Source organism: Rhodococcoides corynebacterioides NBRC 14404, from assembly GCF_001894765.1.
Taxonomy (GTDB): domain Bacteria; phylum Actinomycetota; class Actinomycetes; order Mycobacteriales; family Mycobacteriaceae; genus Rhodococcoides; species Rhodococcoides corynebacterioides.
The window spans coordinates 404,750-428,786 of record NZ_BCWV01000004.1 but is presented as its reverse complement, the minus strand read 5'-3'; the positions used below and the strand labels follow the sequence as shown (position 1 = coordinate 428,786).

Sequence of the window (24,037 nt, the reverse complement as noted above, 5' to 3'; positions counted from 1 at the left end):
TCTAGCGTGGCGACGATGACGGACATCGTCGCCACGCTCGCGGGCGGAGAGGTCGAGCAGCGGCAGCGCCGGGGATGGCTGTTCAGCGCCATCTGGCTGGCGTTCCTCTTCTACCCGCTGGAGCGGATCCTGCAGTACCGGGGGCCGTGGCCGTGGACGGTCGCCGGATACGTGTCGCTCGTGCTGTTCGCCGTGGTCTTCCTCCTGGGCTTCCGCGACTTCCGCCGCCGCCTGCACGACGACGACCGGCGGCCCGAGCAGACCCGGCGCGCGTGGACCACCCTGTTGCTCCTCACCGCACTGCTCGTCCCCGTGGTTCCGGCGGCCGGGGACGCCGTACTCACCGGGTCGGTGTACCTCGCGGTGTTCGGCATCATCACCCTGCCGGGCCGCACGGGTGTCGCGGTGGTCGCCGTCGTCGCGGCCGCCGTGGAGATTCTTCCGCGGGTCGTGGACGGATGGACCCCCGACAACTCCGCCGCCATCACGGTGGTCGCGGCGGCCATGGCCGCCTGGGGCGTGAAGACGCTGATCCAGCGCAACGCCCAACTGCTCGAGGTGCGGCGCCGCCTCGCCGACCTCGCCGTCGTCGAGGAACGGGAACGCCTCGCCCGCGACGTGCACGACATCCTCGGCCACTCGCTCACCGTCGTCACCGTGAAGGCCGAGCTGGCGGGGCGCCTGATCGATCACGATCCCCGACGCGCCGCCGCGGAGGTCGCCGACATCGAGGTCCTCGCCCGGCAAGCCCTCGCCGACGTCCGATCGACCGTCGGCGGGTTCCGACACCTGCGGCTCGACGAGGAGCTGCTCGGCGCGCACAGCGCCCTCGACGCGGCGGAGATCGAGCTGTGTCGCCACGGAACCGTCGACGACGTCCCCGAGGATCGACGCGAACTGTTCGCCCGCGTACTGCGCGAGGCGGTGACCAACGTCGTCCGCCACAGCGGCGCCTCGACCTGCACGGTGGATCTGGGACGAGAGCGCATCACCGTCGAGGACGACGGGATCGGACCCGGCGCGGGAGGCGAGCACGGGTCCACCGGATCCGGATTGAGCGGGTTGGCCGACCTGGTGCGCGACGCCGGCGGGACACTGACCATCGCCCGCGGCACCCGCGGCGGGTTCCGGGTGACGGCGGAGGTGCGCGAGTGACCGACTCCATCAGGCTGCTGCTCGCGGACGACCAGTCGTTGGTCCGCGGTGCGGTCGCCGCCCTGCTCGGACTCGAGCACGACCTCGAGGTCGTCGCCGAGGTCGGCCGCGGCGACGAGGTGGTGCCGGCCGCGCGGATGCACCGCCCGCACGTCGCGCTCCTCGACGTCGAGATGCCCGGCGGCGACGGCATCGAGACCACCGCCGCCCTGCGCGCCGCCGTCCCCGACTGCCGGGTGCTGGTGGTCACCACCTTCGGCCGACCCGGCTACGTCCGTCGCGCGCTCGACGCGGGCGCGAGTGGATTCGTCGTCAAGGACACTCCGGCGCGCGCCCTCGCGGACGCGGTCCGGCGGGTCCATGCGGGCCTGCGCGTCGTCGACCCCACGCTCGCCACGGAGACGCTGACGGCCGGGACGTCCCCTCTGACCGCTCGCGAGCGGGACGTCCTGATCGCGGCGCGCTCGGGCGGAACGGCGTCGGCGATCGCGCGGGAGCTGCATCTGTCGGAAGGCACCGTGCGCAACCACCTCTCGGCCGCGATCGGCAAGACCGGGGCCGCCACCCGGGCCGAGGCCGTGCGAGTGGCGCTCGACAACGGGTGGCTCTGACCGCCTCGCGCGCCGCACACGGCCGTCACAGGTGCGGCTGGCAAACTGGTCCGCGATGAGTACGGACTACTACTACGACGACCGCGACGGATACCGCGACACGGCCGGCCGACCACCCCGACTGGGGTTCGGGGGCACGCTGGCGCGGTGGATCCGGCGGCTGATCGCGGGTGTCGTCCTGGTGGGACTGCTGGTGGTGCTGGGCACGGCCGTCCGCGTGTGGCAGGTGGCGCGGATCGACGACCACACGCCGTCCGACGCCATCGTGGTGCTGGGAGCGGCGCAATACGACGGCGTGCCGTCGTCGGTGTTCGAGGCGCGGCTCGCGCAGGCGTCGGCGCTGTATCGGGCCGGTATCGCGCCGCTGGTGGTCACCGTGGGCGGCAAGCAAGTGGGCGACAACTACACCGAGGCCGCGTCCGGTCGGACCTATCTGATCGATCAGGGTGTCCCCGCGGACGACGTCGTCGCCGTCGAGGAAGGGTCGGACACGCTGCGCAGCATCGAGGCGGTGGCGGCCGAACTGCAGAGCCGAGGCCTGAACCGGGTGACCCTGGTCAGCGATCCCTGGCACTCTCTGCGGACCCGCACCATGGCGCACGACGCCGGCCTGGACGCGTGGACCTCGCCCACCCGGCAGGGTCCCGCCGTCTACACCCGTGAGTCGCAGATCCACGGAATCGGCCGGGAGACAGCGGCTCTGCTGTGGTACCAGCTCACCCACCACTCGGCGGACTTCGCCTACACGGCAGGACAGTGATGGTCGCCGACCTGCCCACCACCGAGACCTACACCGCCGCCGACGTCGACCGCCGGGTTCCCGAGGTACCGAAGTCGGCCGGCCTCGCGCCGGAGTCGACGGCGGAATCGCGCGGCGCGTTCGCCCGTGACCGCGCGCGGGTGCTGCACTCCGCGGCGCTGCGCCGCCTCGCGGACAAGACCCAGGTGACCGGTCCGCGGGAAGGCGACACGCCGCGAACGCGGCTGACCCACTCGCTCGAGGTGGCGCAGATCGGCCGCAGCATCGCCGACGGTATCGGGTGCGATCCCGACCTCGTCGAGCTCGCCGGTCTCGCCCACGACATCGGTCACCCGCCCTACGGCCACAACGGCGAGCGCGCGCTCGACGAGGTCGCCGCGTCCTGCGGGGGCTTCGAGGGCAACGCGCAGAACCTGCGCATCCTCACGTCCCTGGAACCGAAAGTGCTCGGGGACGACGGTCGCAGCGCCGGGCTCAACCTCACCCGCGCGTCGTTGGACGCCGCGATCAAGTACCCGTGGACCCGGCCCTCACCGGGGGCGAAGTTCGGCGCCTACGACGACGACGCGGCCACCCTGGCCTGGGTGCGCGCCGGCGCACCGGAACGGCGGCAATGCCTCGAAGCGCAGGCCATGGACTGGGCCGACGACGTCGCGTACTCCGTGCACGACGTCGAGGACGGCGTCATCGCCGGGCGTATCGACCTGCGCTCCCTCGCCGACCGGGCCGAGCAGGACGCGTTGGCCGACCTCGCGATCCGCGAGTTCCGTGGCCTGGACCGCGACCTCATGTGCGATGCGGCGCAGCGACTCTCCGAGCTGCCGGTGGTCTCCGACGCCGCCGGCTACGACGGCACCCTGGTCCGGTCCGTCGCCCTCAAGCGCATGACGAGCGAATTGGTCGGGCGCTTCACCACGGCCGCCGTCTCGTCCACTCGGGAGGCCGCCGACGGACGGCCGGTCCGGCGTTACGACGCCGACCTCGCCGTCCCCGACCTGGTGCGCGCCGAGGTGGCGCTGCTCAAGACCATGGCACTGCGGTACGTCATGTCCGACGACGGCCACCGACGACGCCAGGACCGCCAACGCGACCGCATCCACCGCGTCGCCGCGTGGCTGCTGCACTCCGCGCCCGCCTCGCTCGACCCGATGTTCCTGCCGGCCTGGTCCGCCGCCGAGGACGAGGCCGCCCGCACCCGCGTCGTCGTCGACCAGATCGCGTCCTGCACCGAGTCCCGGCTCGAACGGATCGACGCCGCCAGCCTCGGCGCGCAGGCGTCGTGGGGTTAGAGCGGCCCGCTCGTGGGATAGAGCGGCCCGCTCGTGGGATAGAGCGAGAGCGGCCCGCTCGCCCGTGCGGGGCCGTCGGACCGGACGCCTAGACTGTCCCGGTGGCCGGCCGAATACCCGAACGAGACATCGCGGCCGTTCGTGAACGGACGCGCATCGAGGACATCGTCGGCGAGTACGTCGCCCTGAAGGCGCCGCGCGGCGATTCCATGATGGGCCTGTGCCCGTTCCACGACGAGAAGACCCCGTCGTTCCACGTGCGGCCCAATCACGGCACGTTCCACTGCTTCGGCTGCGGCGAGGGCGGGGACGTCTACACGTTCCTGCAGAAGATGGAGCACATCAGCTTCGTCGAGTCGGTCGAGCAGCTCGCCGACCGGCTGAACTACCGCATCGACTACGAGGGCGGCGGCACCTCCGTGCAACGGGACCGCGGCACGCGTGCGCGGCTGGTCGCGGCCAACGCCGCGGCACAGCAGTTCTACGCCGAGCAGCTCGGATCGCCCGAGGCGCAGGCCGCGCGGGACTACCTGACCGAGCGCAACTTCGACGCGGCCGCGGCGCGGCAGTTCGGCTGCGGGTTCGCTCCCAGCGGGTGGGACACGCTGACCAAGCACCTGTTGAAGAAGGGATTCGAGTTCGCCGAGCTCGAAGCCGCGGGTCTGGCGCGGCAGGGCAAGCGGGGTCCGATGGACCGCTTCCACCGCCGACTCCTGTGGCCCATCCGCAACCTGGCCGGCGACGTCATCGGCTTCGGCGCCCGCAAGATCTTCGACGACGACACCATGCCCGGCAAGTACGTCAACACCCCGGAAACGCTGCTGTACAAGAAGTCCCAGGTGCTCTTCGGTCTGGACCTGGCCAAGAAGGACATCGCGAAGGGCCACCAGGCCGTCGTCGTCGAGGGGTACACCGACGTCATGGCGATGCACCTCGCCGGCGTCACCACCGCCGTCGCCTCGTGCGGCACCGCGTTCGGCGACGACCACCTCGCGTTGCTGCGTCGGCTGCTCATGGACGACAAGTTCTGGCGCGGCGAGATCATCTACACCTTCGACGGAGACGAGGCCGGGCAGGCCGCGGCGATGAAGGCGTTCTCCGGTGACCAGAAGCTCGCCGGCCAGACGTTCATCGCCGTCGCGCCCGAGGGAATGGACCCGTGCGATCTGCGACTGCGTCAGGGCGACGCCGCGGTGCGCGACCTCGTCGCGCGTCGTACTCCGCTGTTCGAGTTCGCCATTCGCGGCGCGCTCGCCGAGTGCAACCTCGACACCGCCGAGGGTCAGGTGGAGGCGCTGCGCCGGACCGTCCCGATGGTCGCGCAGATGAAGGACCGCGCGCTCCGGGACAACTACGCCGCGCGCCTCTCCGGTTGGGTGGGGTGGATCGACGAGCGGATGGTGGTCGGCCGGGTCCGCGAGGAGGCCGCGAAGATCGCCAAGGGTGCGGCACCCGCCCCGCTGCGCCGCCCGTCGCGACCGAGCGAGGATTCCGCGGCACCGGCCGGACCGGCGCATCCACGTCGGGACGACCCCACGCTGTGGCCGCAACGCGAAGCGCTGAAAGCCGTGATGCAGCACCCCGGCATCGCCGGATCGGTGTTCGACTCACTGCCCCCGGAGACCTTCGGACATCCCGCCTACGCCGCGGTCTCGGACGCGGTCCGCGAGGCCGGGGGCACCGCGGCGGGACTCGGAGGAGGGGAGTGGCTCGACGCCGTCGGCAAGAAGGCCGAGGCGAAGGGCCTCCGTTCCCTGGTGACCGAACTGGCGGTGGAGCCGATGCCCATCTCGGAGGAAGCGACCCCGCGCTACATCTCGGGTGTGCTGGCCCGCCTGCAGGAAGTCTGGGTGGGCCGTCAGGTCGCCGAGCTGAAGTCGAAGCTGCAGCGTATGTCGCCGATCGAGAAGCCGGAGGATTACAACGCGCTCTTCGGCGACCTCATCGCGCTCGAGCAGTACCGCCGCAGCCTGCTCGAACAAGCCGTGGGCAGCACCACCGACGCGGAGTTCCCCGCGATCTAGAGCTGGTCTCGGGGGACGAAGACCTGCGTGTCGTCGTACTGCTTCATGGGCTCGAGCTTGGGCTGCGTGCTCAGCGAATCGGACAGCTTCTGTCGGCCCGCGGTGACGATCTTCTTGGTGGCCGGGCTCGAGGCGACGGCCTTGGTCGCGCGGGAGATCTGCTCGTAGCGACCGCGGCCGGCCTTGGTGCCGAGCACGTATCCGGCAGCGACGCCGACCAACAAACGCATCATGAGTGCAGCGGTCCTCTCGGTGGTCGGGTGACGGGGTGTCCATCCTGCCCGATGACATACCCCGGTGCGCGCACCCCACCCCTCGTCCGTTCGTGCCGGGACACGAGAAAGCCCCGGATCGATGACGCGCGATCCGGGGCTCACTGGGGCTCCCCCATCTGGACTTGAACCAGAAACCCTTCGATTAACAGTCGAATGCTCTGCCAATTGAGCTATGGGGGAATGCAGCAACCGGTACGAGACCGGCCGAGAAGAGACTCTAACTCATAGCACCCGTGCACTGCCAAATCGCCTGGTACCACCGGTTCCCCACACTCCGACCAGGGCGAAGACGAGCAGCACGACACCGGATCCGACACCCGCGGTCAGGTCCGTCGCGACGGTGGGTGCGCCCGCGAACGCGAGCACCAGCCCCGCTACGCCGAGAGCGGTGATGGCTCCGCCGAGCACGTGGAAGAGCCGCAATCGCCACAGCACCGCGAGCACGACGAAGTGGATGCCGACGACGGTGGCCACCCACGCGACCCCGGCCTGTGGGTGCCCGGCCGCCGCGACGACGCGGACGCCGACCACGATGGCCACGACCTCCGCCGCGACCACCGCCCAGTACCCCCGCCCGAAGGGCCGCACCGACGGCGGGGTGGCCGGCTCCGGGCCGCGCGCGATGCCCACCAGGACCAGGACGGCGGCCGCCACCGCAGCGACGACGAGCACGATGCGGACGACCGTCGGTGAACTCGCGGAGTTCACGAGCACGAACACCAGGCCGAACACCGCACCGATCAGCGATCCGAGGTGCTGGGGGGCGAGGCGTCGGGAAGCCATACCCGTCAGTCTGACTCAGGATCGGTCCGACGACGGGAAATCACTGCCGATAGGGGCTTCGGGAGCGAAATACATTGCCCTCCGCATCGTCTTTGGGTTCACGCGAGATGCCGAAACGCCACATCAGGGGACCCACGAGACGGTCGAACACCGCCGGAACCAGGGTGTAGCCGACGGCCGCGACCTTGTTGACGTAGCCGAAGACCGCGTCCGCGTCACGCTCGCGTTGGGGCTTGCGCACCACGCGGTCGACGGCGCGGGCGATGACCTCGGGCGTGGTGACCGGCGGCGGGGGCGAGCCCGCGCGGCCGACCACGGTGGCGGCCTGCTCGTAGATCGGGGTGCGGACGGCACCGGGCGCGACCGAGCTGACGTGGATGCCGGGGTACTGCTGCATTTCCTGCTGCAGCGTCCGGGTGAGGCCGCGCAGCCCCCACTTGGCCGTCACGTAGGTGCCCATCCAAGGCACGGCGATACGACCGAGGAGCGATCCGATGACGACGAGGTGCCCGTGCCCCTGGTCGCGATAGACGGTCAGGACCGAGCGCGCGACGTTGGCAGCGCCGATCAGATCGACGGAGATCGCGTGGTCGAAGACCTCGGCGGGGGTGTCGAGGAACGTGCCGTAGGACATGACGGCGGCGCTGTGGACGCACACGTCGATGCGGCCGAATTGTTCGACGGTCTCGGTGACGGTCTTCTGGACCTCGGTGCCGTCCGCGACGTCGACGGGCTTGACCGCCACGTCACCGGCGCCGCGCCGACGGCACTCGTCGGCGACGTCCTCGAGGCCTTCGCGCCCACGGGCGCAGAGCGCGAGGGACCAGCCGCGTTCGGCGTAGAGGTGGGCGGTGGCGCGGCCGATACCGCTGGACGCGCCGGTGATCAGAGCGGTGCCGGGGCCGGAACGGCCGGCGCCGGGCGAACGGGTGGACGACATGATGCCTCGCAGACGTGCGCGGAGGGCGCACCGAGATGGGAGAAGCAGGAGCGCCGAGGGCTGGACGCCGGTATCCGCGGCCGAAGGGTGTCGCGGTGACACAGGGAGTTCGTGGCGGGTCCACGCGGTGGACTACCGCGAGGTGGAGTCGTCTTTGCCGCGCGAGAGTCGGAGCGAGCGGCCACGTTCGACGTGCTCGGCGTCCTTCTCGGCGTTCTTCTGCGACACGCGCGTGTCCCGCTCCGGCAGTTGCAGGTGCTCCTCGGCCCGGAGTCCTGCCTGCAGTTCGCGCCCCCGCTCGAGTTCGGAGTCGAGTTCCGCGCCGAACAGGAGTGCGAGATTGGTGATCCAGAGCCACAGAAGGAAAATGACGACGCCCGCGAGCGAGCCGTAGGTCGCGTTGTAGCTCGAGAAGTTCGCGACGTAGAACCCGAACAGCGCCGAGGCGACGATCCAGGTGACGATGGCCAGCGCGGCCCCCGTGCTGACCCACCGGAACTTCGGCTGCTTGACGTTGGGCGTGGCGTAGTAGAGCACCGCCACCGCGATCACCACCAGGATCAGGATGATGGGCCAGCGCGCGATGTTCCAGATCATGAGGGTCGTGTCGCCCAGGCCGACGGCGTCGCCGATCGCCTTGGCGACCGGGCCGCTGACCGCGAGCATCAACGCACCCGTGGCGAGGCAGATCAGACCGATCAACGTCACCAGCAGCATGACCGGGCGCAGTTTCCAGACCGGCCGGCCCTCGTCGACCTCGTACATGCGGTTCATCGCACGTCCGAAGGCGCCGACGTAGCCGGAGGCGGACCAGATGGCACCGGCGAGGCCGATGATCAACGCGAGGCCGGCCGTCGGCGTCGCCACCAACTGGGAGATCGGGTCCCGCAACGTGTCGACGGCCGACGACGGTCCGAGGTCGGAGACGATGTCGAGGACGGCGTTCACCGTGCGCTCGCCCTGACCGAAGACGCCCAGCAGGGACACCATGGCCAGCAGGGCGGGGAAGATCGACAGCACCGCGTAGTAGGTGAGGGCGGCGGCCAGATCCGTGCACTGGTCCTTGGAGAACTCCCGCGCGGTCTTGCGGACCACGTAGAAGAACGACGGCTTGGTCAGATCCGTGGGCGAATCCGGCTTGCGATCGTCGTCCGGATCGTGCGACATCGACGGGTCGGCGGCGGTCGGTCGCGTGGTGGTCATACCGACCGTCTTCCCTCGCAGCCGAGGGTGGAAACCGCGCGCGGCCCCCCGGTGCGGTCGGCCTGCGGTACTCGCGAGGGGAACGCGGAAACGGGTCAGGGTCGGTCGGTCAGGTACCCGCCGCCGTGGGGGAAGAACTCGGCCGCGGGAACGATACGGCCGTCGGCGGTCCGGACTTCGTCGACGACGAGGGCGCGGCCCCGACCGAGGTGAGCCGACGGTCCGGCGACGATGGCCATGCCGTCGCCCTCGTGGATGAAGACGCGGCCGGGGGTACCGCCGTAGCAGCAGGTGGAGACGTGGGCGCGGGTGATACCGATGCGCTCGCCGCGGTAGTGGGTCCAGGCGTCGGGATAGGGGTCGGACTGGGCGCGGATCAGGCGGTCGATCTCCTCGGCGGGCCAGGTCCAGTCGATCCGGCTGTCGAGGTCCGAGCGCTTGTGGAAGAAGGTGCGCTGCGCGAGGTCCTGCGGGGTCCACTCGGCCGTGCCGTTCTCGATGGCGGCGAGTGCGTCCGTCAGAATCTCCGGGATGAGGTCGATCGTGGCCTGGACGAGCTCCGTGGCGGTGTCCCGCGGACCGATCGGCACCGCGCGCTGGACCACGATGTCGCCGGTGTCGAGGTCGTCGTCCATGCGGTGCGCGGTGAGGCCGGTCTCCGCGGCGCCGCTGATCAGCGACCAGATGACGGGGGAGAAGCCGGTGAAGCGGGGCAGCAGCGAATCGTGCAGGTTCAGCGTGCCGTGCGGGGGAGCGTCGAAGATCTCCCGCGGCAGCTTGGTGCGCCAGTTGTTGGCGACGAGGATGTCCGGTGCCGCCTCGCGCACCCGTGCCGCGAGTGCGTCGTCCGGGCGCTGGGCCAGGTGGACCGCGATGCCGTGGCTCCGGGCGAGGTCCTCGACGGAGTCGGACCAGATCGTCTCGTAGGAGTGCTCGCTCGGCGGGTGGGTGACCACGAGGACCACCTCGTGGGAGGAGTCGAGGAGGGCCTGCAGGGTGCGGTGACCCCAGGTCTGATACCCGAACATCGCAACGCGCATGCGACATAGATTAGCCTACCCTTTGTTCCGGGCGTGGCCGGGGCGCGGCCGGGCGGTCAGCCCTTCAACATCACGGGAACACCCTGGTAGGGACCGAGTGTCAACGGGAAGCTGCCCAACTCGTCGACCGTGCCGATCTCCTGGTCGGTGAACAGGTCGACGACCGTGGCCCCACCCGGCAGGTGCTTCGACTGCACCGTCGCGGTGATCTCGTCCCCCGTGAAGTTCAGCACCGTCGCGGAGACGAGACCGTTGGCGAGCTGGTGCACCAGTACCAGCAGCCCCTTGTGGGACACCGATGGCACGTCGAGCTGGGTGGCGGTGGCGATGCCGTAGCGGTTCCGGACGTCGAGAATGCGCGAGAGCTGCCGGACGAAGGACGACCCGTCCTTCATCTGCTCCGGCAGCGATCCGTACAGGCTCCGGCCCCGCGGGATGCCCGAGTCGGAGCGCGTCGCGTCGGGGGCGTAGTTCATCAAGTCGTGCGCACCGCGGTTGATCCACCGCGTGTCGCCCTCCGCGATGAGGTCGGACACCTCCTCGGCCGGGACGGGGAGCACACCGCAGAGGTCCCATCCGGACAGCGCGAAGACGCCCGGCTGGAGCGCGTTGTACATCGCGAGGAGCAGGTGCGCCTTCTTCACCGTCTCGATGTCGGTCTCGTCCATCCGGTCGAGGTCCCGGATGCCGAGCGACGCCGTGATCACCGAGGCCGTGGTGCAGGCGATGCCGTTGTTGGTGAAGGTGCGGTTGTACGGCGCCCACCGGCCGGTGAGTCGCTCGCACAGCTCCGCACGGATCTGGTCGCCGAGATCACCGCCCTTGATCACCTCGCCGCCGTAGGAGAACTCGTCCTCCCGGTGCAACGTCGCGAAATGCACCAACTCGAAGGTCATCTCGTCGTGGTTCTGCAGAGCGTGCACCAGTGATCCGGTGTCGACGCCGTGGTCACGCGCGAGGTTCATCGTCAGGCGGAGGAACTCGGTGTTCCCCATGACCAGCGCGTGGTGGTAAGCGGGCCGGTTGATGAAGTCGTAGGACAGGTCCGCACCGCTGCCACCCATCGCCTTGATGTCGTCGATGGTGAGGTTCAGCTCCTGGAAGGTGAATCCGCCCATCTTGCGCACCACGCTCGCGATGAGATGGTTCGCGGCCTCGGACAACGGGTGGCCCTCCGACCAACCGGGGCCCTCGGTCCGCCGCTCGACACCGAGGAAGCCGTTGGCGTCGAGACGCAGAGCGCCCGCGCCGAGGTCGGCGATGGAGTGACACGCGTCGCCGATGACCAGGCGCATGCCGGCAAACGAGGGGTCGAGCCAGTTGATCGACGGCTGGCCGGCCTTGAAGTAGTGCAGGTAGACCCACCGGCGTTCCACGCCGTCGACGCCCCGGATGATCGGCGTCGCGCTCCAGTTGGTCTCCTTCACGCCCATCTCGTAGAAGATGACCCGCTGGAGTTGGCCGACGATGTAGCCGGCGCGGGCCAGTTCGGCCTCGGCGTCGGCGTCGATGTTCACCGAGTCCCGCCCCGCCCCGACCTTGGGGAGCAGGTGCCAGTCCTGCGGTTCGATCTCCACCATGTGGTAGATGCCGGGGTAGTCGGAGTACGCCATCTCCGCGAGGCGGAAGTCCGCACCCTTGCCGGTGTGGCCCGGCACGATGTCGTCGATGACGATGCCCTCGTAGGCCGAGGCGACCACGCAGAGGCGGCGGAACTCCTCCTCGGACCCGAACGCCGGGTCGATCTGCATGCTCACGCGGTCGAAGTGGCCGTCCACCGACGGCGTGGCGTGCCAGCCGTGCAGCCCGCCGGCCTCCTTGACGGGGCCGGTATGCACGGCGGTGATGCCGATGTCCGAGAACAGCTGCCACAGCGACTCGTCGCCGAGAGTGGCCAGGAAGCTCTGGCCCGGCGAGGCGATGAGCGAGATGGGGTAGGCCGTGAACCAGACGGGAGCACGCTCGACGGCGCCGCGCGGATCCGGTGAGGCGTAGGGGTTCTGCCACATGCTGCCCTTGCCGGACAGCTGCTCGGCGATGAGCTTGGCGTCCTGCAGCATGGACCGCTGCACCAGCCATGACACGTACTCCGGGTTGTCCGCCTCCGCGTCGCCGCGAGGCAGGTCGCCGGCCGTCCGGTAGGCCCGCCGCACGGACGGCTTCAGCGGCCGCGGCCGCGCCGGATAGAAGTTCTCGTCGTAGGAGATCTCGCTGGGCTCGTGCTGCACTTCCGGATCCACAGTTCCTCCGTCATCGCCGACCGCCCGATTATCGCCCTCCACCGGCCACACGGCCCGCCCCCCGAGACCGGACGAGAGCAACCCGGCACCGACGGGACGGCTACCCGACCCGTTCGTCGTCGAAACGGGTCGTGACCGAGCACGAGCCTACGCAGCCGGAAGCCACGTGTTCCGGCCGGTTCACGGCCCGTGTGGTCGAATATCCCCATGGACACCGAGGGGCAGGCCGGACCGAGCCTGACGCCCGGGCGGCTCGGAGAGATTCTCGGAGCGCTGGGCGGAAGAATCGAGGACACCGACCAAGTGGTCGAGTTGCTGCAGAAGGCCGTCGATCTGGCGCACGACATCATCCCCGGTGCCGACAGTTGCGGCGTGACAATCGATTTCGACGGCTCTACCTACACCGCGACGTACACGGACCTGCTGACCCTGACGGTGGACCGACACCAGTACGACGCGGGGGCCGGACCCTGCCTGCAGGCGTCACGCACCGGTGAGAGCGTGGTGGTGGACTGCACCGAGCGGGACGATCGGTGGCCGGACTTCACGGACGCCGCCCGTGCGGAGGGCATCCTGTCGGTGCTCGCGTCGCCGATCCGGACGCTCGACGGCGTGATCGGGTCCTTCAACCTCTACGGTCTGCGCGATCACGCGTTCGACGACATCGACACCGACGTCCTCGAGGGCATCACGACGACGGTGGGCCGCGCGATCGGGGAGCACACCCGCTACAGCGACGCCGCCTCGGCCGTCCGCGCCCTGCGCGAGGCCATGGAACAGCGCGCACCCATCGAGCAGGCCCGCGGCATCATGATGGCGATGGACGGCGTCGACGCCGAGGCCGCGTTCGCCGCTCTCTCCGACGAGGCACAGCGCCGCGGACTGCGGGTGCGCGACGTGGCCGCCGAATTCGTCCGTCGGACGTCCACCGCTCGGGACGACGCCGACGACCGGTCCGAGTAACTCGGCGCGCGGTCTCCCGCGGATCGAGCCTCTCAGCCGGCCCGTCGCTCGCGGAGCATGTCCGTCATGGTGGCGGCGTCGGTCGGCTCCGCGAGCCAGAATCCCTGCGCCAGATCGCATCCGCTGTCCCGCAGCCGGTCGAACTGCGCCTGCGTTTCCACGCCCTCGCCCACGACGGTGACGTCGAACGCGTGCGCCAGGGAGACGATGGCCGAGACGATGGCTTCCGGCCGCTTGCCGGGCATGGCCTGGATGTAGCTCTGGTCGATCTTGAAGGCCTCGATGACCGGGTAGCGGTTGAGGTAGGTGACGGAACTGTGCCCGCTGCCGAGATCGTCGAGAAGAATCGACACCCCCATGCGGTGCAGCTCGGTGAGGGCGTCGCGTACCTGGGCGGTGTCGGCGAGCCACACGGTCTCGGTGATCTCGAGGCCGAGCCGACCGACCGGCAGTCCCGTCTCCGCCAGCACGCGCGCGACGGCCGAGACGAACCCGGGCCGGCGCAGTTGCAGCGCCGACACGTTGACCCGAACACCCACGTCGGCGATGGCCTGCCACTCGGCGGCCTGCCGACACGCCGAATGCAGCGCCCAGAGGCCCAGCCGGTCGATCTGACCGGTTCGCTCCGCAATGGCGACGAACGTCTCGGGGCTGACCGACCCCAGTGTCGGGTGCTCCCACCGCGCCAAGGCCTCCACGGCGGTGATGCGGCCGGTGCCGATGTCGAAGATCGGTTGGTAGGCGAGCGTGAGGTACCGGCTCTCCAGTGCCGCACGCAGATCCGCCGACAGTGCCAGTTGGAGGCGGCGGTGGTCACGGTCGTCACGGTCGAACAGTGCGACGTGGCCCCGTCCGGTCTCCTTCGCCCGGTACATCGCGACGTCGGCCCGACGGACGAGCTCGTTGACCGGAACGTCGGTGGTGGTGATCGCGACCCCGATGCTCGCGGTGATGACCAGATCGTTCCCCTCCACGGAGACGGGGGCGCGTACGGCGTCGCCGTAGACCGCGGCGGCCGCCACGGCGTCGTCCTCGTCGCGCAGGTTCTCGCACACCACGACGAACTCGTCGCCCCCGAGCCGCGCGACCGTGTCCCCGGGCCGCGACGCGCGCGCGAGCCGGGTGGCCACCGCGACCAGGGCGGTGTCCCCGGCCTCGTGGCCGAGTCCGTCGTTGATGGACTTGAAGTCGTCGAGATCGATGAGCATGACCGCGGTGCACGAGCCGGCGACGAGGCCGCGTTCCACGGCGGAGCCGATGCGGTCGTGCGCCAGGGCGCGGTTGGGTAGTCCGGTCAGCGGATCCCGCAGACTGCGGTAGCGCAGTTCCCGTTCCACCCCGACACGGTGCACCGCGGCACCGACGATGTCGGCGACCTCGTCGAGTATCGACGGCTCGGGAACGGCGTCCGATCCGGACACCGCAGCCGCGGGCCCGTCGGTGGAGCGGCCCACGTCGACACCGAAGACGGCGAGCACACCCCACGGGCGCCCGCCGCCCTCGATCGGCACCGCGACGGCGTTCTCGAATCCCGCGTTCCGCAGGGACTCGGCGTCGATTCGGTGATCCAGGGTCTCGCCCCGCCACAGCAACGGCGTGCCGGTCGTCCCCACGAACGCCGGGACCGTGTCGCTACCGCGGGTGAGAGCGGAGTCGCCGCCGTCGGTGGTGGCGACCGTCTCGATCGTGGTCGGGTCGGCATGCACGCGCGAAATGGTCGCGAGTCGAGCCCCGAGCAGGTACGCGACCGTGTCCGCCGACGCGGCGAGCAGATCTGCCATGCGTCCCCGCAACGCCAGACGGGACAGTTCTGCCAGCAGATCGTGACGCTCGTCGGCATCGCGCGAGGCGCGCAGCACGGCCTGGACCTCGTCGGCGACGCCGCACGGCGGATCCAGGGTGAGCTCGGGAGTGCGCAGGGTGGCGACGATCAGCGGATCCTCGTCCCGATCGTGCACAGCGAACGCCGATGTCGACACAGGCACCCTCTCTCCGGTCGACTGCACCAGCTCGGCGCGGCCGAACCACGTACCACCTGCCCGGACGATGGTCGGCGAGTCCTGCGGACCCGCCCTTCCGGGCAGTTCGAGCGTCCAGGCGCGGTCGGCCGACACCGCGACGTCGCCGAGGCGATGGCGGGCCGCCGGGTTGGCCCGGACCACCCGACCGTCCGCGCGCACGAGAAGAACCGGCACGGCGGAACGATCCACCGCGGCCCCGACGGCCCGGACCAGGGCGGTGGGTCCGTCCTCCGGTTCTCGCTCGATCGACGTCACTGACCGTTCCCGCGCCCCTCGACCTGCGACGTCCCCCCGTCCGATCACCTGCCGGGACGAGGCGACGCGACGGCCGAACGCCGACAAAACAAACTGGAAGTACAGAATGTAGCAGAAAGCCGGACGCAGCGACCGGAGACGGGGATCGGGCGCGGCGGCGGACGCAGGAGCGTGGTGGTGGGGCGGGCGGGGCTCGAACCCGCGACCAATGGATTCGAAGTCCTTTGGTCCCGCTGCTACCCGTCGATGCCTCATCATCGCCGATGAACAGCGCAGGAGCGAGGTCGAGTGCCCAACGCGACTCGACGTAATGCTTTGCGTGGCGCCCTGAGACCGCGCGGTACCTTTTCTGGCAATGACGTATCCCGAAGTCGGTGATTCGATCGACGTGCCCGAGTTCGGAGTCATACCGACCTTGCGCGGCATCGAGAACAGAAAGCTGTGGTCGATGCAGCATCTCGGCAGCCAACGGTTCCGGTTCACGAACGGATTACGGAACCTCTCCGAAGGAGGAGGCCCGGGCCGTCATTGTGTAAAGCGGAGACCATCCCGCGGCGAACCTCCCGTCGCCCCCTGGCAAGGTTCCGGGCGGCGAGGTGGGGATCAAGGCTTCGACACTCAAGGTGCGGCTCACCTGGCAGACACCGACTCCGCCGCAGCGAGACTGCCTGAAATCGCTGAGGTGAGTCAGCTCGCTCGATTCGGCGACGAGGCTCTAGTCGGACTCATGATCGTCGGGCCCGCTCCTGGTAGCGGGGTAGCGTCCGCCTGGTGACGGACGGTGAGCGGTGGGGCCGCGCGGAGCCGTTGCTGTGCGCGCAGCGGCGAAGGCCGGCCGCGGACTACAACGGCGCGCACATCGCCGACGGCGGGTGGACCGCCGGCCCGGAAGCATAAGGCGCGCTACGGCCGCGGCGAAATCGCACTCGACCTCGAGGAATCGGTCGCCGCCTGGCTTGGCCACGGATGGGACGAAGGACCGGAGCCCGACGCGTGGGGGCGTGAGGCCACGGAGCGCTGAGGCACAATCTCGCCCATGGATCCCGACCAGTGGTTTCGTTTGTGGCTCGCGATCGGCCAGGGGTTGGGCGGCGGCCTCGTCACGCTGGTAGGTGGCTACGTGGGTTATCGACTAGCCGGCAGGACCGAACGCAACAAACTGCGCACCGAGGCGCTCCGAAACCTCAACGACCGCCTAAAGAGGATGGTCGAGATCGGCGAGGCGATCCCTGCGACCGCTACGTCCGACGAAGCGATGACCCAATTGATCGCGGAGTATCGGGCGGTTCTGAACGATGACCCGCCCCCGAAAGGTACGCCCGCGAACGTGATTGCCCTGGAGTTGATGCCGACCCTCACCAGCATGGCGCTTGAACACGCAATTGCGGCAAAGGCGGGCAAGCCGGGGCGAGGAACACCTCCCGCTGCATTGTCTGCCATTCGGAGATCGCGAGCCGAATGCTCTCGATGGATCATGAAGGGTCCACCGTCCGCTCGGTCGCTGCAGAGGCGAAACAAGGCTGTGTTGCAGGCAACCGAGAAGATCCTGGACGACGCCGACCCCGCAAAGAACTCAGAAGCCGGGGCATAGGCGTGGCTGCCGGACGATATCGGGAATGCGTGGCGACGAACCGCCTGGTCTGTCACCATTTCTATCCATGACGCAGACTCCTGCGCCCGGGTGGTTCCCTGATCCCGAAGGCGCACCGCATCTCCGGTGGTGGGACGGCCGCCAATGGACGAACGAGACACGGCCGATGCCGAAGAACCTTCCTCCCACCGGGCCGGGGGTGCCGGGTCGTCCCCCTGTGCAGAAGGGGATCAACTGGAAGTGGTTGGGCGGGGTCATCGCAGTCTTCGTGCTGATGGGTGTCGTGGCATCTTTCGGTACCGACGATGAACGCTCCACCTCGCGGTCATCGTCATCGTCGTCGAGCTCCTCGCCGCGGTCGGCCGCGGCAGCGCCTCGAACGACGAGCGCAGCCGAAGCGTCTGCGGCAGCCGAACGGTCTCGGGCGGCAGCCGAAGCGGCGGCAGCCCAGGAAGCCGCGCGCCTGGATCGTGGCGCCTATTCCCCGATCGACGCTCGGGAGTTCGCGCTCCTGGCGAAGACGCCGGACCGGTACATCGGGCGCAAGTTCGTGATCTACGGAGTCGTCACGCAGTTCGACGCCGCGACCGGCAGCGACACCTTCCGCGCGAACACGGCTTCGCAGCCGCAGGACTACCAGTTTGACTACGACGTCAACTCGGTGGTTGAGGGGTATGACTCAGTGGTGGCCGCGAACGTGGTCGAAGACGACTACGTGACAATGTTCGTTAGCGTCGACGGGTCGTTCTCCTACGACACCCAAATCGGCGGCAGCACGACGGTCCCCAAGTTCACGGCGAACATGATCGACGTGACTGGATCGGTGGGGTGAGACGCAGACCTCCGTCCGTGCCCGGTAGCGGGGCAAACGCACCGCTACCGGTAGCAGTATCCGAGGATGCTTTCCGCCCATCGCGACCTTAAGTTCGGCAGAGCAGACTCGACCATATTGCCCGTGACCGCCAATGACGTGGTAAGCACCTCGCATACAGGGAGGTTGTGAGCGCCAACGAGCGGTACGGCATCGAACTCTCGATGCTTGGCGACGAAGGGCTACAGCTATTCGTCGGTAGCTACGATGAAATTCACTGACCTCCTTCGGGGTAAGAATCCCCTAGTGAGAATCCCCTAGGAACATTGATAGACGGCAGGAGTAGGGCGCAGTCAGACCCCGCCGTTGAGGAAGGCGACCGACTTCCACTCAGCGTTTCCGCCGCGTGCCGCGACCCCTCTCCGCGAGTGTGCGCAGTCCGACGGCGATCGCTGTGGGCGCGGTCGTCGCCGCGGCGAAGGCAGCGTCGATCAGAGGATCTACTCGAGCGCCGTCGATGGGTGTGCCGGCGCGCAGTCGTTCGTCGACGTTTTCGTAGCCGTTGCCGGTGTAGAACTGCACGGCTCCGCGCTTGTCGTCGGGCAGGGTGCCGGCGTAGGCGAATCACGTCGACGCGCCGAGCTCACGACCTTCTCGTTCGGTCGGCGTGCGTGCTGGCCCGGCGACCCGGTAGAACTTTCGGTTTCGAACCAGTCCTGCACCCGCGCGGGTGTAACGGTTCTCCTCTTCGAGCCACGCGGCGACATCTGCGGACCGTTGGCCGGCGTCGATGTCGACGACGTCAGGGGAGCGGCGTCGTGAAGATCCGAGCTGTGGGACCAGCTACCACAGTAAGCGGTGAAGATACGACGGCCCGGTTCCATGGAACCGGGCCTGACGTGGGGCGGGCGGGGCTCGAACCCGCGACCAATGGATTATGAGTCCACGGCTCTGACCGACTGAGCTACCGCCCCGGTACGCCGCCGACGGACCCGTCGCGGCGCGCGGCATACGTTACCCGGTCGGGCGAGCACGGTTCCCGCGGTGATGCCGGGGTACGCGACCGGCATGAGCGATCACCGGAACGACAGCGAGAACGACGGCCGGACGGACGGCACCGGGTCTCCCGTGTCGGACGAGCCGACCCACACCTCCGAGCGTCCCTACGATTCGACGCGCGATCCCGACGCCGATCCGACCGAGCTCGACGACGCCGCCGGCAACCAGCCGGATCAGGCAGAAGGGGAGTGACCGCGCGTCAGGACGGTGTCAGGGTGCCGACGCGCAACATGTCGTAGACGGTCTCCGCCGGCTCGGGGCGCGCGTAGAGGTAACCCTGCGCGCGGGTGCATCCGAGATCGAGCAGCGCCGTGCGGGCCTCGACGGTTTCGAGGCCCTCGGCGATGAGGTCGAGTCGATAGGCCTTGGCGAGGGTGACGACGGCGCCGACGATGGCGCGGTCGTCGGCGTCGGTGTCCAGGTGGGCGACGAACTCCCGATCGATCTTCACCGCGTCGACGGGCAACGTCTTGAGGTGCGAGAGCGAGCTGTAGCCGGTGCCGAAGTCGTCGATGGCCACGCGAACCCCCAACGCGCGCACGGCAGCGAGCGCGCGAGCGGCGAGCGTGACGTCGTGGACGACGGCGACCTCCGTGATCTCGATGCAGAGGTCCGCGGGGGACATCGCGTGTCGGGCGAGGGTGGTCTCCACGACGCGGATGAAGTCGCGCGAGACCAACTGGGCCGGGGAGACGTTCACCCGCAGCGTGATGGTCGACCCACCCAGCCGTTGCCGCCACGACGCGTAGGTCCGGCACGCCTCGTTCAACACCCATCGACCGAGCTCGGTCGCCAGGTTGACCGACTCGGCGATGCCGACGAAGTCGGCGGGCGGAATCATGCCGCGCGTCGGGTGCAGCCACCGCACGAGCGCCTCGACGGCCGTGATGCGCCCAGTGGTGAGGTCGATCTCGGGCTGGAAGTGCAGCAGCAGGGCGTCGTTCTCGATAGCGGCGCGCAGGTGCAGCTCGATGTCGTTGCGCAGGGCGGTGCGTTCGCGGATCTCGTCGGTGAACAGCGAGACGGCGTTGCCGCCTGCGCTCTTCGCCGCGATCGCGGCCTGATCGGCACCCGCGATGACCGAATCGACGGTGTCGATGCCGGGTCGCGCGACGGCCACACCGATGCTGGCGGTGCGCGAGACGACGTCACCGGCGAGTTCGACCCGCGCGGTCACCGACATCAGCAGGCTGCACGCCTCGACGTACGCCTCGTCCTCGGTCGAGGCACCGGGGAGGAGCAGCACGAATTCGTCTCCGCCCCAGCGGCACAGCAGGGAGTCGTCGTCGGTGAACCGGCGCAGGCGTTCGGCGACGGTGCGCAGGAACTCGTCGCCGGCGGTGTGACCGAGTACGTCGTTGAGGGCTTCGAGGCGATCCAGGTCGAAGTAGAGCACCGCGAAGCGGGGACGTCCGTCCGCGAGCCGGGCGGAGAGCTCGTCCGTCATCCCCCGCCGGTTCAGCAGGCCGGTGAGCGCGTCGTGCCGCGCGGCCCATCGCAGACGTTCCTCGGCGGACACTCGTGCCTGGACCTGCGAGAAGAGGGAAGCGGTGGCCTTGAGTGCGCCGAGCTCCTCCTCGGTCCACTGGCGGTCGCCCGCCGCCACCAACCCGAGAACCCCGGTGGTGGCCGGACCCGACAGCAGCGGCACGGCCACCATCGACACCGAACTCATGCCCGACGCCGATTCGACCCGCTCGGCGTAGGCCCGCGCGGGTGACCCCGGCCGGAACACCAACGGTTCCTGCAGGTGCTCGGTGGCCGCGAACACCGGATCGGCATCGGCGAACCCCACGACTCCGAGCGGGTCCGGATCCGGAACGTGTTCGCGCTGCGGCCATTCGGCGACGAGCGTGGTGATGCGATGGTGGGAGTCGTGGTGGCGGAGGAAGACGGTGTCGACCCCGAACCAGTCACGGAGGTCGCGCAGTCCGGCCCGGTAGGCCGACGGAGCCGTGGGCGCGTCCGCACCGATGAGGTGCGTGGCGACCCGAGTGACCAGAACGTCGAGGCTCGGCGACAACTCCACCGTCGATGCCTCCTCGCGCGCCGCGAACGCATCCGCCACGGCGCGTTCGGGAATCGGAACGTTCCGGTCCCGGCGTGACAATACCGCGAACGGCCTGTTCACACCCGTCTGCGACGGCTTCTCGGCGCCGGGGCCGCCCCATGCGACAGGCGCACCACCAGAGCGATCGACGTCGCCGGATCCACGGCGAGCAGACCCGTCAGTTCCCTTCGCAGTCGTGCGAGGTGCTCGGCGTGATGCGGGGAGAGCGCCCGGAACTCCGAATCGGTTCGGGCGTACAGGAATACCGGCGAGACCGGGTGGACGGCGAGGCCGTGCCGTTCCGCCGTGATCCAGACGCGCTGCACGGCGCGCCCACCGCGGACGAAATCGACGGGACGGTCTCCGTCGACGAGGACCAGGCCGACGGCCGATGTGGCGGCCAGCCGGTCCCGCGAGTCGTCCCCGAGAGCCGCTCCGGTGTCCCACTCCGCGAGATGGCGCATGACCTCCGGCCGTCGGGCGACGTCCAACTTCACCAGATCGGTTCGGTCCAGCCCGAGTGTGGCGACGTCGATTCCCGTGTCCGGGTCCGCGTCTCCGGGCCACCGCAGCTCCGACATCATCTCCGCGTGGAGATGCCGGGTGAGGTACCGGACTCGGTCCGACTCGGCGAGGATCTCGCCGATCTCCGTGAGCACGGTCCGGTCGTCGGTGAGCACCCAGCGGCACCCTTCCGCCTCCGCGGCGCCGCGCAGTGCCGCCGCCGTCGTGGCCTCCACTGCCTGCGGACGGCCGTGGTGACGATTGGTGACGCGGGTCGACATCGCCGGGAACAGGTCGGCCTCCTCGCGGCACACCGCGCCGTCGCCGAACGTCACCTCCGCTCGGACGACGTCGTCGCCGAGGTCGACCACCGTGTCCGTGGTCGAGAAGCCCTCGTGCGCCGCGGCGATCCGTGCGTTCAGCAGCGCGGCCCCGACGGCGACGGCGCTGCCCCGGCGCCGCACGTCGAGACCCGACGTCCGATCCGGATCCAGTGTGACCGTCAGCGATTCGTCGGCGGTCTCGACGAACCAGGGCTGCACGTTGCCTCCCGACGGCGCGCGGCGCGCCCACCCGGCGATGCGGTCCACCGCGCGGTCGGGCCCCGCGTCGTCCACCTGCCCCGCGTCGTCCACCTGCCCGTCGTCCCCGCTCACCGCGTCGTCGGTCCGATCGACGGCCGGACCCCTCGCCGGCTCGGCGAGCCCGTCCAGGACGCCGTCGACGTCGATCCGCACGCGTCCCGACGGCAGCGCGTCGCCGCGTGCCCATCGGCGCACGGCCGCGGCGACTGTGGCGCCGCCGAGCGCGACGTCGCCGCCCAGCTGCGGCCACGTCGACACGGTGCGGTCGACCTCGACCATCGACGCGGCGAAGCGCGCGGACACCTGATCGGCACCGAGGATGGCCATGACGTACGGAACCTTGTCGTGCGTGCTCAGTCCGGCGACTCGGTCGGAGGTGACCACCCCGGCCGCGCCGTGGAACAGCGGCCGCTCGGGTTCGAGGTCGAACCGCTCGACGTCGAGGAGGCCACGGTCGGAGGTCTCCATGATCACCGGAACACGGTGTCGGCGTGCGGCTTCGCGGATCAGGACCTTGACGTCGAGGGAGTCGCATTCCTCGACGACGAGATCGACGCCGGCGACGAAGTCGTCCACCGAGTCGGCCGTGATGCCGTCGGGCCGGCACCGGACGTCGAGGTACGGGTCGAGTTCGGCGATGCGCCGGGCGGCGACGTCGGTCTTGCGTTCGCCGAGGTCGAGGATCCCGGCGGGGATCCGGTTGAGGTTCGACAGGTCGAGGGTGTCGAAGTCGGCGAGGTGCAGTGTGCCGCAGAGACCCTCCAGGGCGAGGGTATGGGCGACGGCGTGCCCGACGGACAGGCCGACGACGCCGATGCGCACCTGGCGCAGCCGGTCCTGTTCCGCCGTCGTGATCTTGTTCCGGTTGCGGTCGAGCCGCAGCAGCCGAAAACCGGTGGGACCCAGGAGGTGGACCAGAGTGTGTCGCCACGGGTAGTGGACCCACCGGGGTGCCTCGTCCAGCACCGCCCTGTCGGGCGTCGGCACCACCTCGGCGAGTGTGCGGAGCTGTCGGCTCAGGGTGTCGAGAACGGTGATGCCGGGACTGCGCCGCAGACGGTGCAGGGTGCGCAGGTCGTCGGGATCGCGCGGGTCCAGGACGGTGGCGGTGGCGTCGGTCATGGGGTCCTCTGTCCGGCTGGGGAGTGTGCCGTGGCTGCGGCGCGGGCACGATCGGGGGCGCGCAGGGCGGTGCGGCGTACGTGATCGGCCGCCACCTCGATCCGGCGAGCATGATCGGGCAGCGCCCGGTCGGTGTACGTCGTCCGATCCCAGAAGAGGGCGCGGGTGCGGTACCGAGCATCGGGGTAGGGCGTGGCGGGAACCTCGTCGACGAGAACGGCGCCCGCCCGCTCCCACAGACCGAGCGCGTGGTCGCCCGCGGTCACCAGGGTGTGGCGGACACCCAGGACCTCTCCGGCGAGCGGTCCGGAGAATCCGATCATGTCGGCCAGGCGTCGATCACGGGGAACGGCCGGGTCCACCCAGCCGGTCTTGAGTTCGACCACCCCGTCCGCGAGCCGGGCGGCGACCAGGTCGCGCAGCGCGGCCCGACCCGCCGGGCGGGGAATCCACTCCCGGTCGGCGTGGGTCTGATCGGGCCGCTCGTACGGACCCTGCACCCGGGCGCCGGCGACCGGATGGCCGGCGTCGTCCAGCGCGCAGAAGAACAGGGTCGTCGATCGGCCGTCCGCGATGCGGTCGAACTCCAGCGCCGCGTCGACGCCGTGCCGGGCGTAGCTCGCGCGCGCGCCGTCGAGGAAGCGGCGCCAGAGGGCGGGGTCGGACCGGGGGGTCCCGACCGTCACCGCGTAGCGGAAGACTCGGTCGACGTAGTAGCCGAACGGCCGATCGGACCGCGGTGCGGGGGCCACGCACA

Annotated in this window: 21 protein-coding genes and 2 tRNA genes; 11 read left to right on the top strand and 12 right to left on the bottom strand. The window is 69.8% G+C overall.

Annotated elements, in window-relative coordinates; translation table 11 throughout:
* Positions 1-15 precede the first annotated feature (15 nt).
* The 5 genes from RC2_RS11305 (at position 16) to dnaG (ending at position 5,839) form a co-directional block, all read left to right on the top strand.
* Positions 16-1,155 (top strand): sensor histidine kinase, encoded by a 1,140-nt coding sequence (locus RC2_RS11305; protein WP_068147210.1) that lies wholly within the window; start codon positions 16-18, stop codon positions 1,153-1,155.
* On the top strand, positions 1,152-1,766 hold the full coding sequence (locus tag RC2_RS11300; protein WP_068146880.1) for a response regulator transcription factor: 615 nt from the start codon (positions 1,152-1,154) through the stop codon (positions 1,764-1,766). The genes RC2_RS11305 and RC2_RS11300 overlap by 4 nt, the downstream gene beginning before the upstream one ends.
* A 55-nt stretch (positions 1,767-1,821) precedes the next feature.
* Positions 1,822-2,526 carry a YdcF family protein gene (locus RC2_RS11295; RefSeq protein ID WP_068146878.1) on the top strand — a complete coding sequence of 235 codons (705 nt, stop codon included), beginning with the start codon at positions 1,822-1,824 and terminating at the stop codon, positions 2,524-2,526.
* Positions 2,526-3,815 carry a deoxyguanosinetriphosphate triphosphohydrolase gene (locus tag RC2_RS11290; protein ID WP_068146875.1) on the top strand — a complete coding sequence of 430 codons (1,290 nt, stop codon included), beginning with the start codon at positions 2,526-2,528 and terminating at the stop codon, positions 3,813-3,815. The genes RC2_RS11295 and RC2_RS11290 overlap by 1 nt, the downstream gene beginning before the upstream one ends.
* A gap of 101 nt (positions 3,816-3,916) precedes the next feature.
* Positions 3,917-5,839 (top strand): DNA primase, encoded by a 1,923-nt coding sequence (gene dnaG, locus RC2_RS11285; RefSeq protein WP_068146872.1) that lies wholly within the window; start codon positions 3,917-3,919, stop codon positions 5,837-5,839.
* On the opposite strand, the gene RC2_RS11280 is transcribed toward dnaG, so the two are convergent.
* The 7 genes from RC2_RS11280 to treS form a co-directional block, all read right to left on the bottom strand.
* A complete protein-coding gene (locus RC2_RS11280) occupies positions 5,836-6,072 on the bottom strand; it encodes a hypothetical protein (protein WP_068146869.1) in 237 nt (78 codons plus the stop codon). The two genes, dnaG and RC2_RS11280, sit on opposite strands and share 4 nt — an antisense overlap.
* A gap of 149 nt (positions 6,073-6,221) precedes the next feature.
* A tRNA-Asn gene (locus tag RC2_RS11275) sits at positions 6,222-6,294 on the bottom strand.
* Between the two features lie 42 nt (positions 6,295-6,336).
* Positions 6,337-6,897 carry a hypothetical protein gene (locus RC2_RS11270; RefSeq protein ID WP_068146866.1) on the bottom strand — a complete coding sequence of 187 codons (561 nt, stop codon included), beginning with the start codon at positions 6,895-6,897 and terminating at the stop codon, positions 6,337-6,339.
* A gap of 40 nt (positions 6,898-6,937) precedes the next feature.
* A complete protein-coding gene (locus tag RC2_RS11265; protein ID WP_068146863.1) occupies positions 6,938-7,837 on the bottom strand; it encodes an SDR family NAD(P)-dependent oxidoreductase in 900 nt (299 codons plus the stop codon).
* Positions 7,838-7,969: 132 nt separating this feature from the next.
* Entirely contained in the window at positions 7,970-9,040 is a 1,071-nt protein-coding gene (locus RC2_RS11260) for a YihY/virulence factor BrkB family protein (protein ID WP_245811079.1), read from the bottom strand.
* Between the two features lie 95 nt (positions 9,041-9,135).
* Entirely contained in the window at positions 9,136-10,080 is a 945-nt protein-coding gene (locus RC2_RS11255) for a methionyl-tRNA formyltransferase (RefSeq protein WP_068146861.1), read from the bottom strand.
* Positions 10,081-10,136: 56 nt separating this feature from the next.
* Positions 10,137-12,320, bottom strand: coding sequence for a maltose alpha-D-glucosyltransferase (gene treS / locus RC2_RS11250; protein WP_068146857.1), 2,184 nt, complete (start codon positions 12,318-12,320; stop codon positions 10,137-10,139).
* 207 nt (positions 12,321-12,527) lie between these two features.
* Here treS and RC2_RS11245 point away from each other — a divergent pair, with 207 nt between their 5' ends.
* Positions 12,528-13,283: a GAF and ANTAR domain-containing protein gene (locus RC2_RS11245; RefSeq protein WP_068146854.1), complete on the top strand. Its 756-nt coding sequence runs from the start codon at positions 12,528-12,530 to the stop codon at positions 13,281-13,283.
* 32 nt (positions 13,284-13,315) lie between these two features.
* Here the strand turns inward: RC2_RS11245 and RC2_RS11240 are convergent, their stop codons facing one another.
* Positions 13,316-15,559 (bottom strand): sensor domain-containing protein, encoded by a 2,244-nt coding sequence (locus RC2_RS11240; protein ID WP_082895427.1) that lies wholly within the window; start codon positions 15,557-15,559, stop codon positions 13,316-13,318.
* Positions 15,560-16,330: 771 nt separating this feature from the next.
* Between RC2_RS11240 and RC2_RS19295 the strand changes: the two genes are divergently transcribed.
* The 4 genes from RC2_RS19295 to RC2_RS18660 all read left to right on the top strand — a co-directional run bounded on the left by RC2_RS19295 (position 16,331) and on the right by RC2_RS18660 (position 18,783).
* Positions 16,331-16,456 (top strand): hypothetical protein, encoded by a 126-nt coding sequence (locus RC2_RS19295; RefSeq protein ID WP_281250865.1) that lies wholly within the window; start codon positions 16,331-16,333, stop codon positions 16,454-16,456.
* A 139-nt stretch (positions 16,457-16,595) separates the two neighbouring features.
* Positions 16,596-17,150 carry a hypothetical protein gene (locus tag RC2_RS18665; RefSeq protein WP_139277343.1) on the top strand — a complete coding sequence of 185 codons (555 nt, stop codon included), beginning with the start codon at positions 16,596-16,598 and terminating at the stop codon, positions 17,148-17,150.
* A gap of 67 nt (positions 17,151-17,217) precedes the next feature.
* Positions 17,218-17,982 (top strand): DUF2510 domain-containing protein, encoded by a 765-nt coding sequence (locus RC2_RS11235; RefSeq protein WP_068146851.1) that lies wholly within the window; start codon positions 17,218-17,220, stop codon positions 17,980-17,982.
* A gap of 345 nt (positions 17,983-18,327) precedes the next feature.
* Entirely contained in the window at positions 18,328-18,783 is a 456-nt protein-coding gene (locus RC2_RS18660) for a hypothetical protein (RefSeq protein WP_139277342.1), read from the top strand.
* 78 nt (positions 18,784-18,861) lie between these two features.
* On the opposite strand, the gene RC2_RS11225 is transcribed toward RC2_RS18660, so the two are convergent.
* Positions 18,862-18,935: transfer RNA gene (locus tag RC2_RS11225), tRNA-Ile, on the bottom strand.
* A gap of 94 nt (positions 18,936-19,029) precedes the next feature.
* Here RC2_RS11225 and RC2_RS11220 point away from each other — a divergent pair.
* The gene (locus RC2_RS11220; RefSeq protein WP_139277341.1) at positions 19,030-19,212 is read left to right on the top strand and encodes a hypothetical protein; all 183 of its coding nucleotides are present in this window, start codon (positions 19,030-19,032) and stop codon (positions 19,210-19,212) included.
* 7 nt (positions 19,213-19,219) lie between these two features.
* Here the strand turns inward: RC2_RS11220 and RC2_RS11215 are convergent, their stop codons facing one another.
* The 3 genes from RC2_RS11215 to RC2_RS11205 are packed head-to-tail and all read right to left on the bottom strand — an operon-like array spanning position 19,220 to position 24,032.
* Positions 19,220-21,088, bottom strand: a complete 1,869-nt coding sequence (locus tag RC2_RS11215) for a putative bifunctional diguanylate cyclase/phosphodiesterase (RefSeq protein WP_245811078.1) — start codon at positions 21,086-21,088, stop codon at positions 19,220-19,222.
* A gap of 59 nt (positions 21,089-21,147) precedes the next feature.
* Positions 21,148-23,280 (bottom strand): Rv1355c family protein, encoded by a 2,133-nt coding sequence (locus tag RC2_RS11210; protein ID WP_068146843.1) that lies wholly within the window; start codon positions 23,278-23,280, stop codon positions 21,148-21,150.
* A complete protein-coding gene (locus RC2_RS11205) occupies positions 23,277-24,032 on the bottom strand; it encodes a hypothetical protein (RefSeq protein WP_068147200.1) in 756 nt (251 codons plus the stop codon). Before RC2_RS11205 ends, RC2_RS11210 begins: the two co-directional genes overlap by 4 nt.
* Positions 24,033-24,037: the final 5 nt, after the last annotated feature.

What these genes read in the sequence shown, in the direction of transcription:
- RC2_RS11305 (WP_068147210.1), top strand. Translation starts at nt 16, where the DNA reads ATGACGGACATCGTCGCCACGCTCGCGGGCGGAGAGGTCGAGCAGCGG.
- RC2_RS11295 (WP_068146878.1), top strand. Translation starts at nt 1,822, where the DNA reads ATGAGTACGGACTACTACTACGACGACCGCGACGGATACCGCGACACG.
- RC2_RS11290 (WP_068146875.1), top strand. Translation starts at nt 2,526, where the DNA reads ATGGTCGCCGACCTGCCCACCACCGAGACCTACACCGCCGCCGACGTC.
- RC2_RS11280 (WP_068146869.1), bottom strand. Translation starts at nt 6,072, where the DNA reads ATGATGCGTTTGTTGGTCGGCGTCGCTGCCGGATACGTGCTCGGCACC.
- RC2_RS11270 (WP_068146866.1), bottom strand. Translation starts at nt 6,897, where the DNA reads ATGGCTTCCCGACGCCTCGCCCCCCAGCACCTCGGATCGCTGATCGGT.
- RC2_RS11265 (WP_068146863.1), bottom strand. Translation starts at nt 7,837, where the DNA reads ATGTCGTCCACCCGTTCGCCCGGCGCCGGCCGTTCCGGCCCCGGCACC.
- RC2_RS11260 (WP_245811079.1), bottom strand. Translation starts at nt 9,040, where the DNA reads ATGACCACCACGCGACCGACCGCCGCCGACCCGTCGATGTCGCACGAT.
- RC2_RS11255 (WP_068146861.1), bottom strand. Translation starts at nt 10,080, where the DNA reads ATGCGCGTTGCGATGTTCGGGTATCAGACCTGGGGTCACCGCACCCTG.
- RC2_RS11245 (WP_068146854.1), top strand. Translation starts at nt 12,528, where the DNA reads ATGGACACCGAGGGGCAGGCCGGACCGAGCCTGACGCCCGGGCGGCTC.
- RC2_RS18665 (WP_139277343.1), top strand. Translation starts at nt 16,596, where the DNA reads ATGGATCCCGACCAGTGGTTTCGTTTGTGGCTCGCGATCGGCCAGGGG.
- RC2_RS11235 (WP_068146851.1), top strand. Translation starts at nt 17,218, where the DNA reads ATGACGCAGACTCCTGCGCCCGGGTGGTTCCCTGATCCCGAAGGCGCA.
- RC2_RS11220 (WP_139277341.1), top strand. Translation starts at nt 19,030, where the DNA reads ATGAGCGATCACCGGAACGACAGCGAGAACGACGGCCGGACGGACGGC.
- RC2_RS11210 (WP_068146843.1), bottom strand. Translation starts at nt 23,280, where the DNA reads ATGACCGACGCCACCGCCACCGTCCTGGACCCGCGCGATCCCGACGAC.